The 10,976-nt window shown below is 49.4% G+C and carries 9 protein-coding genes; 5 read left to right on the forward strand and 4 right to left on the reverse strand.

Annotation, left to right across the window (positions count from 1 at the left end):
- Both IQ235_RS08425 and urtA read right to left on the reverse strand, forming a co-directional pair.
- Nucleotides 1–437, reverse strand: a 437-nt coding sequence (locus tag IQ235_RS08425; protein WP_405196657.1) for an ABC transporter permease subunit, incomplete at its 3' end; no start/stop codon positions are given.
- A 158-nt stretch (nt 438–595) separates the two neighbouring features.
- A complete protein-coding gene (gene urtA, locus IQ235_RS08430) occupies nt 596–1,918 on the reverse strand; it encodes an urea ABC transporter substrate-binding protein (RefSeq protein ID WP_264321035.1) in 1,323 nt (440 codons plus the stop codon).
- Between the two features lie 770 nt (nt 1,919–2,688).
- Between urtA and IQ235_RS08435 the strand changes: the two genes are divergently transcribed.
- Together IQ235_RS08435 and IQ235_RS08440 are read left to right on the forward strand one after the other, a co-directional pair.
- Nucleotides 2,689–4,425 (forward strand): iron uptake porin, encoded by a 1,737-nt coding sequence (locus IQ235_RS08435; protein WP_264321036.1) that lies wholly within the window; start codon nt 2,689–2,691, stop codon nt 4,423–4,425.
- Nucleotides 4,426–4,651: 226 nt separating this feature from the next.
- The gene (locus IQ235_RS08440; protein WP_264321037.1) at nt 4,652–4,987 is read left to right on the forward strand and encodes a double zinc ribbon domain-containing protein; all 336 of its coding nucleotides are present in this window, start codon (nt 4,652–4,654) and stop codon (nt 4,985–4,987) included.
- Between the two features lie 18 nt (nt 4,988–5,005).
- On the opposite strand, the gene nblS is transcribed toward IQ235_RS08440, so the two are convergent.
- Nucleotides 5,006–6,910 carry a two-component system sensor histidine kinase NblS gene (nblS, locus tag IQ235_RS08445; protein WP_264321038.1) on the reverse strand — a complete coding sequence of 635 codons (1,905 nt, stop codon included), beginning with the start codon at nt 6,908–6,910 and terminating at the stop codon, nt 5,006–5,008.
- A gap of 469 nt (nt 6,911–7,379) precedes the next feature.
- Here nblS and IQ235_RS08450 point away from each other — a divergent pair, with 469 nt between their 5' ends.
- Both IQ235_RS08450 and IQ235_RS08455 read left to right on the forward strand, forming a co-directional pair.
- Complete coding sequence (locus tag IQ235_RS08450; RefSeq protein ID WP_264321039.1) at nt 7,380–7,589, forward strand: DDE transposase family protein; 210 nt, start codon at nt 7,380–7,382, stop codon at nt 7,587–7,589.
- A 29-nt stretch (nt 7,590–7,618) separates the two neighbouring features.
- Nucleotides 7,619–8,176 carry a CDP-archaeol synthase gene (locus IQ235_RS08455; protein ID WP_264321040.1) on the forward strand — a complete coding sequence of 186 codons (558 nt, stop codon included), beginning with the start codon at nt 7,619–7,621 and terminating at the stop codon, nt 8,174–8,176.
- A 29-nt stretch (nt 8,177–8,205) separates the two neighbouring features.
- Here IQ235_RS08455 and IQ235_RS08460 read toward each other — a convergent pair whose 3' ends face one another.
- Nucleotides 8,206–9,507, reverse strand: a complete 1,302-nt coding sequence (locus IQ235_RS08460; protein WP_264321041.1) for a hybrid sensor histidine kinase/response regulator — start codon at nt 9,505–9,507, stop codon at nt 8,206–8,208.
- A 709-nt stretch (nt 9,508–10,216) separates the two neighbouring features.
- Here IQ235_RS08460 and IQ235_RS08465 point away from each other — a divergent pair.
- A partial coding sequence (locus IQ235_RS08465) for an NAD-dependent epimerase/dehydratase family protein (RefSeq protein WP_264321042.1) occupies nt 10,217–10,976 on the forward strand: 760 nt, incomplete at its 3' end.

The following is a 10,976-nucleotide window of genomic DNA, read 5'->3' on the forward strand; positions in this document are numbered from 1 at the left end:
GGACGGCGGCGCAATATCCAGGTTGCCCCGAAATACAACAGGCAAAATAGCAAAATGCCGATGGTCATTCCCCAACTGACACTGCGGACGAACTGTCGCAGAATCAAACTCACTCCCCAGGTAGCTAGAAGGGTTTCCAACGGTCGTCCGTAGAGGTAGCGAATCACCCCCCGTTCTAATATCAACCCAGCCAAACCGGCCACGATAAACGCGGCGGGCAAGGCAAAGATGATATAGGTGGCAAACCAAGGGTCGCCTAAGGGTTTGAAGGCATTTTGCACCACATAGGTGGTATACGCCCCCAACATCATCAGTTCTCCGTGGGCGAGGTTGATGACTCCCATCAACCCAAAGACGATCGCCAAACCCAGTGCTGCAATCAGCAGCACCGAACCGATACTAATTCCATTAAATAAACCACTTAAGAGTTGTTGCAGCACGCTTGTTCTCGTTAGCCGAACAGATGAAAGAGATAAGCAAGGGGAGAGTCAACTGACAACGGACAATTCAATCGCCCAGTTATGAATTCCCGACTCTCCCCACGACTGCCTCTCTTTGGTTAATTCCGAATTCCGAATTCCGAACTCACGAAAGACTAGGCTTCTTCTAACTCGTACTTCTCCCCTTTCTCGGGATCGGACCAATCACAACCCAAACCTTTCGTATCGGGGACGTACTGGTTCCAGGGTTCGGGATCGATCGGGCCATCGGTTTCCGAGACGATCTCGAACAGACCGTCTTCTCGCACTTCCCCAATCCGCACCGTCTTGGAAATATGGTGATTGGGATTCATGGTCACGGTTCCTTCCGGTGCGTTGAAGGTTTGACCGTATGCAGCTTCGCGCACTGCGGCGAGATCGTAAGCATCGCCTGCTTGTTCCGCCGCTTGCTTCCACAAATACACCATGATGTAGGCTGCTTCCATGGGATCGTTGGTCACCCGGTCTTCACCGTATTCCGCTTTGAAGTCGGCCACCCATTTCTCGTTTTCGGGAGTATCCACCGTTTGGAAGTAGTTCCAAGCCGCGTAGTGTCCCACGAGAAACTCCGGCCCGATTTGCCGCACTTCTTCTTCGGCAACGCTAACGGACATCACCGGATACAAATCCGGGCCGAGTCCCGCGCCTTGCATCTGTTTGAAGAACGCTACGTTGCTATCACCGTTGAGGGTATTGAAAATTACGCCTCCGTCGGGTAAGGCTTCTTGGATTTTGGTAATAATCGGGGTGACTTCCGTATTGCCTAGGGGCAAGTAATCTTCACCCACCACTTCGCCACCTTTGGCTGCCACTTGCTCTTTAATCACGTTATTGGCAGTGCGGGGGAAGACGTAGTCCGAACCCACGAGGAAAAATTGCTGACCTTTGTTTTCCATCAGCCAGTCCACGGCCGGTTCGATTTGCTGGTTGGGGGCGGCCCCGGTGTAGAAGATATTTTTCGAGCATTCCTGACCTTCGTACTGCACCGGATACCAGAGCATGTGATCGGCCGCCTCGAAGACGGGTAGTACGGCTTTGCGACTGGCGGAAGTCCAGCAACCGAAGACAACGGCAACTTTGTCTTCTTCGATCAATTTCGTGGCTTTCTCGGCAAAAGTCGGCCAATCGGAAGCGCCATCTTCTTCGACAAATTCGATTTGCTTGCCTAGGACTCCACCGGCTTCGTTAATTTCTTTAATGGCGAGTTTCTCCGCATCGACAACGGTGGTTTCGCTGATTGCCATGGTACCGCTGAGGGAGTGGAGAATCCCGACTTTGATGGTATCGCCGCCGCCAGCACTGGCTTCTTCGCCTCCGGCTTCGACTATTTCAGTGTCTTCACCCTCTGTAGCCGGGTCCGTGCAGGCTTTGAGAAATAGGCTGGTTCCCAGTGCGGCAGATCCGTAGATGAGAAACTTACGCCGTCCTAATTTAGACATATTGATGTCTCCTCCTCACATTTAAAGATATTTGTGTATTGACTCGATCGCACTGTCGATCGCGATCGCACCCTTACTCAGTTCAAGACCCGATGTCGCTGGACTTACCAACTCGATCGCAACGACAGCACCTTACGCTTGAAGAACCTGGAGTCCTAGCAAACGCTCGGATGTAAATGGTTGTTCCCGATGGGTTCGGACACTTTCTTTGTCACCTCAGATTACCCGAGAAGGTCGATCTAAGAAAGTTTGATTTGGACAAAGTCGGAATACTGACTGGTCAGTATATGACGAATCGATCGATTTAAATCGTGTATTTTGTTACTGAAATTTTGAAGCGGTTCAATTGTGTAGTATATTATCTCCCAGAGAAAGAAAAATCGGCTGTTAAGAAGCTTGGGTAACGGCCGATCGAAAATTTAAACAAGGGGTGCGACCGCGCCTTTTGTAGTACGATACGGTTCAGTTCGATTGCAAAATTTAAGGTTTACTTCAGATCTGGTGAGAGCATCTCGATCTATAGTGCGAATCCTTAATATTTGGATGGGTATCTTCTCCGTCACCCGCGTTCTCAAATATCCGCAACACCGACCTCTCTTCCTCGCCCCAATTCCAGTCCCCTCTTGATTTTTCACGATTTCAACGAGGGTCTAGCGCCTATTGCAGTTTTTGGTAGTAGTTGCTACACTCAAGCGATAGACAATTTTGCTAGTGTAGCTAGTGATTGCCTAATTTTAATCAGTCTCGTAGTTCCAAGGTGTGAGGAAACGATGAGAAATATATTGTGGAAAATACTGTTAGTTAGTCCCGTCGCCCTCTTCGGTCAGATGGTACTAGCTTCCTCAGCAGTTGCGAAGGATTTTAGCCCAAGCTTGAAGTCCGATCTCAAGCTCCCTGAAGTTCAAGCTTCAGAACCCATTAAGTTGTCTCAAACGGCGATCGAACCCGCGTCTTCCGTCTCGGTTGACGAGTTTATGCAGCTCACCGAGCAACAGTCTTTAGGAGAATCGAGCCAAACGTCGGTCGATTCGATTTCTCAAGTCACCTCAATTTCTCAATTGAGCGACGTGCAGCCGACAGATTGGGCGTTTCAAGCTCTGCAATCCCTCGTCGAGCGCTACGGTTGTATTGCCGGTTATCCTGACGGAACCTATCGCGGCAACCAAGCCACCACTCGTTACGAATTTGCCGCCGGTTTGAACGCTTGCTTAGACCAAATTCTCAATTTGGTTGATGTCGAGTCCGAAGTCACCGCCGAAGATTTGGCCGTGATTCGCCGCTTGCAAGAAGAATTTGCTGCCGAACTCGCCACCCTGCGCGGACGGGTTGACGCTCTCGAAGCGCGCACGGCAGAACTCGAAGCCAACCAGTTCTCTACCACTACGAAATTAATCGGGGAAGTGGTCTTCGGCGTTGCCGACTCCTTCGGCGATACTCTAGAAACCGTCGGTCTCGACCAAACGGTGTTCCAAGACCGGGTTCGTCTTAACTTCGTCACCAACTTCGACGAGAAGCAACAGCTCTGGACCCGTCTTGATGCCTCCAACGCGACACCTCTGACCAATAGCGGTATCGGCGCGACCACCTACCAAACAGCCGACAGCGGCAACGATGTCGGTATCGGCTGGCTGGCGTACTACTATAACGGCGACAAGTTTCAAGTTTACCTTCCTGCCGCCTTCCCTCTCTGGCAAGACTTCGTTCCTACCGTCAGTCCTTACTTTGAAGGCTTTACGGGCGCGAACAACTCCATCACCAGCTTCGGTGAAAGCAGCCCGATTTATAAAATCGGTCTGGCTTCCGGTGGTGGTTTGGGCTTGAACTACTTCGTCGGCGACAACGTTACCGTCAGTGCCGGTTACTTCGGTGGAGACTCGTTCGATCCTTCAGAAGGAAGTGGCTTGTTCAACGGTGAGTATTCCATGCTCGGACAGCTTACCTTCGATGCGGGCAAACTTCAATTAGGTTTGACTTACGTCCACGCCTATTTCAATGACTTTGGCGGCGGTGGAATTGGAGATGTGGATGGCAATGCTATCTTCGATACCCTCGTGGGAACGTCTCTAGCGCGCAATCCTTTTGATGTGGCGACGGTCACCAACTCTTACGGTGCCTCAGCTGCTTACCAGCTCTCCGAGAAAATTTCTGTTAGTGCCTTCGGTGGCTATACCGATGCCTTTGAGGCAGGCGGAGCTGGCGATGCAGAAATTTGGTACTACGGTCTTGGGTTTGCCTTCCCCGACTTAGGTGGCGAGGGCAATTTGTTGGGCCTCCAAGCGGGTGCCGAACCTTACGTCGGTGGAATTGATTTCGGTGGTGCTATCGCCGGAGGCGATGACGTACCCCTGAGTATTCAAGCCTTCTATCGCTATGCCGTCAACGACTACATCAACATCACGCCTGGTGTTGTCGCCCTGTTCAATCCCGGTGGATTTGGCGATCTCGACGATCCTCTCGATAGCGATCCGATCGTGATTGGCGTTCTGCGGACGACGTTCAACTTCTAGAGCGATTTCTAGAATAGGCGATCGCATTTCGTTTCGCCTAGTTTGACGAATATCGTTTTAGCCCCACATCTAACGTGTGGGGCTTTTTGGTGGGAATATTTCTACTAGCCGAGGGAAAAAAGGTGGAGTGTGTTGTCGGACGAGCATCTTTTCTGTAAGGATGGAGAGCAGTTCGCGATCGTATCGCTCCTCGAGAATCCCACGCCGATTTTACTCAAGATGACCCATGCGCGAATGTCCTCAATGTCACCAAAGCTTACCCCAGCGGGCTGTCACCTGCCCCTATTGCGGCATTTCTCTGACGGCTTACGGTCATCCGGGGATTCCGTTACATCGTGCTACGGATAAAGAGTCTCTGTGTGCGAGTTGCACTTACGATGCCGACGATACCTGCACCTTTCCCCAACGTCCCCACGCCCGAGATTGCACCCTCTATCACGATATTTCAGAGCCACCGATCGAATCTAAACCCACCTACAAACCTCGACCTTGGATCGAACGCCATCTAATTTGGCTGGTTGTTCTGGTGTTAGTCGCACTGAGTATTCTGCTGGCACTATGAACCCTATAAACCCGGTTTTTACCCTTCAAATGCGGGTAGATCGAACCAAAATGTCGTTCCCACACCTACCTCGCTCACCAGATGAATACTCGTGTGGTGCTTATCGATAATATTGCGAACGATCGATAAACCCAATCCCGTGCCTTCGAGAGTATGTACTCGGTTTTCCACTCGGAAAAAGCGCTCGAAAATCGCCTCGCGATCTTCAGGATCGATCCCGATACCCGTATCCGACAGCTCTATGCGGATCGTACCGGGTGCCTTCGCCTTTCCGTCACCTGAAGATGACGCCAGTAGGGCGTAAGCGCGAATCACTACTTGACCGCCCGACGAGGTGAATTTTAGCGAGTTGCCCACCAAATTAGCAAACACTTGTAGCAGAAGATCGTAATGACCCAAAACCGGCGCTAAATCCGGTTCGATTTCTTGGCGAAGTTCGATTCCCTTCTCTTTCGCATTCAGTTGATAGGTGCGGAGGATCTGTTCCACCGGTTGAACGAGTTCCACGGCATCGAGATGGTAGATCCGGCAAGATTCCAAACGCGAGAGATCCAATACATCATTTACCAAGCGCGTGAGGCGATCGGTTTCGTGATTTGCCGTTTCCAAGAACTCCCGGCGCTCCTTTTCTCCGAGATCGTCACCGTACTCGTGCAGGGTTTCTATAAACGATTTGATATTAAACAGCGGCGTTCTCAGCTCGTGAGAGACGTTACTGATAAACTGGCTCTTGGCTTCGTTGAGTTCCGCCTCGCGGGTGATGTCCTGCACGGTCATCGCCACACTTTTGAGTTCTTCCTTCGACGGATCGAGAACCGTCGTAATCAAAATACGGATCGTCCGGTTCGTCGGTTGACCTAGGGAAATACGAAACTCTCCTCCCTCCCGTTCGCCTCGCGCCACTTGGTAGAGGGGTCGAGTCACTTCCACTTGTACTTCTGTTGGTAGGGAATGTAAGACATTCGTCCCCACCAACTCTTTCCCTTCCCAGCCAAAAATCCGGCGCGCGGTTGGATTGATTAAAATCACCTGCAACTCCGAATCGAGAAGTACCGCCCCATCGGCGATCGTCGAAACGAGAGTTTCTAATTTTGCCTTCTCGGCCGTCAGTTGTTCGATATTTTGTTCTTCGTACCCTTCCAAACGTTCTGCCATCTCATTGAAGCTATCGATCAATTCTCCTAATTCTCCACCGAGGGGGAGATCGATACGCTGCTTGAAGTTTTTTGCGGCAATATTCTTCACCCCCACCAATAGCTCTTTTATCGGTTGGGTAATAATCAGGGCATTGAAGACGACTCCCAGGGTTACCATTACCCAAATCAAGATAAATACGGCGATCGTTACATCTCGGGTGAGATTAGAAGAGGTCACAACCGTGGGGTTGGGGTCTGTTCCCACAGCCAATACCCCCAGATAACGACCGAGATCGTCGATTAGGGGAACGAATACGTCAGTCACCACCCCATTGGGTGTCGAATGTTGCCGCACCAGAGGTTCTTGGGAGTTTGCAGCAAAGCGGTCGGGTAGTTGAATTCGGCGCTCGATGGTCAGAGAATTTTGAACCTGAGTGTCGGAGAAAGGAATCCCGAAAAAAATTTGTCCCTCTTCGTCTGCATAAAGGAGATAGCGGACGCTAGAAGTGCTGTTATAAAATCTTGAGGAGAAGCGGGCGAGTTGGCTTTTGTCATCTTCAGCAACAAGACCGATGACATTAGATGCGAGCAGCAACCCCAGATCCCGACCGAAACGAGTATCGTTGAGGCGCGCATCTTCTTGAATCGTATTCACCGCCCAAAACGTAAAACTACTCACCACTAACGACACCATCAGCGTTGCGGCAGCCATCAGCTTGGTCTGGAGCGTAAACTCCGACCACCAGCGCCGAACGATTTCTCGGATAGTTTGCAGTAGAGCGAGCAAGGTAGGTAAGTAAAAATTCTTAACAGTTTACGATTTCATTTTGACACGTTATTGGAGATTGCGAACTGGGGAAATTCCCTATCTTTCTTTCGAGTCTGAGGAGGTAACGGGCCGATCGCATCTTCCTCACCGTCGAAAATGGGGAGTCATTGACCCCTTATCTCAAGTCCCAGGCTTCCTACAGCTTTTTTCCTTCACTTTAGAGAGAATCCACACGATCGATAATAGCAACCAACTCGCGAAATCATAAATAAAACTGCCGTTAAAGCCAAGCTCCAATCGCCAATCGTCACCGCAAAGATAAGAAGACTGGCGCGCCGTTCTTGAAGAAATAACGTACGATTACCGCCGAGAAATCGTTAAAGATTCGGTCTACAATGACTGAGGTTGCGAAATCGAGTGGGTCGATCGCTAAATCGATTCCCCATCTCAAGCTTCGATTTTCAATTTAGACCCCAAGTCTTGACCGATGTCAGAACAGTTCAACCCGACAGAAAATTCCCAACATTGGTATATCGTCAAAGACCAGAGCGGCACTTGCAATGTTCTCTGGGACGATCGCCTTGAAACCCAAAACGATGTCGAAATTGTCGCTCGTTGGGGACCTTTTTCTTCATCCCAAGAGGCGATTGCCCGTCGGATTGGTTTGATTCGGGCTGGTAAATGCCAACCTCGGTAGTCAGTTTTTTACTATTTTTTGAGACCTGAATGAATATCGATCGAGTACTCTCTACCTTTTTATTCGATACGTTTAATCTTTTTTGGCTGGGACTGGGATTATTTGTCGCAGCGATTATTGAAGTCTTTCTCTGGAAAACTCCAGTATTTCAACTTGCAAATCAACCCATTCAAACAGAATGGTTTGGTGCCAATAAGAAATGGAGAGGCTTAATTAGTTTGCCCATCGCCCACACGATTAGCGTTTTATTATTTCAATTTATCGAACGGCTTTTTTTATCCCGATGGGATATTTTTATCGGGTATTCGAGTTTTAACGTTTTTGAATATGGGTTGCTCGTCGGGTTCATTTTTAATTTTGCCGAACTGCCTAATTCTTTTGTTAAGCGGCGATTGAATATTCCACCGGGAGATGAAAGCAGCCGATTGTTTTATTTTATCGACCATATGGATTCAACATTTGGAGTTGTAATTTTATGGTATTTCTACTTTCATTTTTCAACTCATCTGGCTTTAACGGGTTTCGTTGTAACGCCGCTGTTTTTTATGGGAGCAACTGAACTTAGAAAAAAACTGGGATTGAAATAAAATTGGTATCCGTGCAGGTTCGCTCGGGGTCAATCGCAACACAGCGGTAGCGCGATGGTTACCGTCGTCCCTTTGCCTTTTCCCTCGCTATCCATCGAAATCTGCCCCCCCATCAATTCCATAAAACTTTGAGCCAGAGTCAATCCCAATCCATTTCCCCCATGGATGCGAGTGCTGGAGGTATCTGCCATCACGAACGGGCCAAAGAGTTTGGGGATCGTACTCGGTTCTATGCCAATTCCCGTATCTCGTACCCGCACCCACACCTGAGGAGGGGTAAGATTGTCGTCGGTTTCCGATCCCGATTTCACCCCACTGGTAATTTCGATACTCCCCCCATCGGTAAATTTGACGGCATTATCGAGGATGTGAACCAACACTTGCTCGAGTTTATCTGGGTCGGCTTTGACGTAGAGTAGTAACTTTTCTGAATCGGGCTGCAAGATTTGCAAACCTTTTTCTTGAATTTGAGGCATCCGAGTGGCGATGGCAATTTGCAAGCAGGCTTGTAAATCGACAATTTGGCAGGCCACGGAAAGTTGACCGCGTTTGAGACTGACCAAATCGAGCATACTTTCGATCGAAGCGAGCAAGTGCATCGCGGATGCATCCGCCTGTTGGAGCATCTCGAGTTCTTCCGATCGCTCCTCGCAAAAGCCATCGAGAACCAAATGGAGAAATCCGATAATGCTATTGAGAGGAGTGCGCAATTCGTGGGAAATATTACTCAAAAACTCATCTTTGAGCAGATTGAGTTCGTGTTCGCGCGCGAGGGCTTGACGGAGTTCGGTTTGCAGCGCCAGCAGTTGAGCCGTTCGAGATCGCACGCGGGTTTCGAGGTTTCGATTGAGGGATTGCAAAGCCGCTTCAGCTCGAAGGCGATCGCTAACTTCTAGCTGGAGTTGAGTATTGTTGGCTTGAAGTTGTTTTTGCTGCAATCGTAAGGTGACTTGAGTCCTCACGCGCACCAAAACCTCTCGCAGTTGAAAGGGCTTGGTAATATAATCGACGCCACCGGCATCAAAAGCAGCTACTTTATCGGTGGGATCGTCCAAAGCACTCAAAAATACTACGGGAATATCTTGGGTGCGCTCTGAAGCTTTGAGGGTACGACACACTTCGTACCCATTCATCCCCGGCATCATAATATCGAGCAAAATTAAGTCGGGTAGCTTTTGCTCGATACAGGCTAATGCCATCGATCCGTCGAGGGCATTACGCACTTCGTACCCTTGCGCCGTCAGCATTGCTGATAGAACCTGTATGTTATCTGGGATATCATCAACAATCAAAATACTCGTTGATGAAGCTCGATCTGGAGAAGTTTTCATTGCAAACGAGATATCGTGCAATTCCGATTGGGGTTAAACAACTGAGGGTTTCATCTGCCCGTCGGGCAGTTCTCTCCTCTTGAACTAAAATTTAGCCAAATGTAGCGCTCCCTACGTCGCGATCTCTTTGCGAAAAATAGCGATCGCGACGTAGCTCGTCCTAGTTACTTTGCGTCAGTCAATCCCAAGAAAACATGCTTCGGTCGTGCGGATATCGAAAAAACTTGCACATTTGTCACATTAACAGCGCCAGTTCGAGCAAATTTTTGTTTTTGAGTCTTTAGAGCCTCGCAATTCCATCGCCTTTGACGGACAACGGCTCAATACGTTAACCCGCCCTCAATATCGATTACCAGTCACAGCAATCGGATAACCCCTATCTCTTCCGTCCGCAATTACTCCCCTATTTGGAAGGCATAGCACCCTGTGTTCGAGAATCCGAGCAATGGATGCGATCGCGCGAGCTAGTTTTGAGAACCCAATGAAGAATACAATACCAGCGATCGAGGCGCGAAAAGAGAGATTCCGAGGATTGAAATGTGAAATCGACAGTCGATGAATTTCGATTTTGTCAAATTAAGATGAATGCCCGGATCGTTTAGATGTTAGATATAGCATTCATTAACCTCGTTCCAGGTCGCGAAAATTTTTCAAAACGGACGCTAAACCTGGTAGATTTAGCGAGTATGAGCCATTAAAGTTTAGCAAAATGAAAGTTCTAGTTATTGGTGGTGATGGTTACTGCGGCTGGGCAACTGCGCTCTACCTCTCCAATCACGGGTACGAAGTCGGTATCCTGGATAGTTTGGTACGCCGCCATTGGGACCAACAGTTGTGCATCGAAACGCTAACACCCATTGCACCGATCGGGCAACGCATTCGACGCTGGCGCGATTTGACGGGAAAATCGATCGATCTGTTTGTTGGTGATATCAACGATTACGCTTTCTTGAACTCGGCAATGCATCAATTTGAGCCGCAAGCCGTCGTTCATTTTGGGGAACAGCGTTCTGCACCTTTTTCGATGATCGATCGCGAACACGCGGTTTTAACTCAAGCCAATAACGTCATCGGCACGCTGAATTTGCTCTACATCCTCCAGCAGGATTTCCCGGACTGCCATTTAGTCAAGCTGGGAACGATGGGTGAGTACGGAACGCCGAATATCGATATCGAAGAAGGCTACATCACCATCGAACACAACGGACGCAAGGATACCTTACCGTATCCCAAGCAACCGGGCAGCTTCTATCACCTCTCCAAAGTTCACGACAGTCATAATATTCAGTTTGCCTGCAAAATCTGGGGTCTGAGGGCCACGGACTTGAACCAGGGGATCGTATACGGCGTGCTCACCGAAGAGACGGGAATGGATGAAATGCTCATCAACCGCCTCGATTACGATGGGGTTTTCGGCACGGCTCTCAATCGCTTCTGCATCCAAGCGGCGATCGGTCATCCCCTCACAG

The sequence above is a fragment of the Zarconia navalis LEGE 11467 genome (genome assembly GCF_015207075.1).
Classification (GTDB): domain Bacteria; phylum Cyanobacteriota; class Cyanobacteriia; order Cyanobacteriales; family Geitlerinemataceae; genus Zarconia; species Zarconia navalis.